1 protein-coding gene is annotated in these 385 nt (G+C 62.6%); it reads left to right on the forward strand.

From position 1 onward, the window contains the following. Positions 1 to 385: sigma factor (locus LH128_RS30210; protein ID WP_037522122.1), on the forward strand; the 385-nt coding region annotated here is incomplete at both ends.

A 385-nucleotide genomic window follows, 5' to 3' on the forward strand; every position in this document is an offset into this window, starting at 1 on the left:
CGCTGGGCGGCCAGATGCTGCGTCTGGCCGAGCGTCACAAGGTGAAGCGCACCGACTTCCTCGAATCGTACGTCGGCCGCGAACTGGACGATACGTGGATCACGGACGTCGCGAAGAAGGACAAAAAGTGGGCCGCCTTCGCCGAGAACGAAGCCGACCCCGTCGAGCGCATCCGTCTGGAAGTCTCGGACATCGCCGCCGCCACCGGCATGGCGCTCCCCGAGTTCCGCCGCATCGTCAACATGGTCCAAAAGGCGGAGCGTGAAGCGCGCATCGCCAAGAAGGAAATGGTCGAGGCGAACCTGCGTCTGGTGATCTCGATCGCCAAGAAGTACACCAACCGCGGTCTGCAGTTCCTGGATCTCATCCAGGAAGGCAACATCGG

Source organism: Sphingomonas sp. LH128, assembly GCF_000293195.2.
In the GTDB taxonomy this organism is placed as follows: Bacteria; Pseudomonadota; Alphaproteobacteria; order Sphingomonadales; family Sphingomonadaceae; genus Novosphingobium; species Novosphingobium resinovorum_A.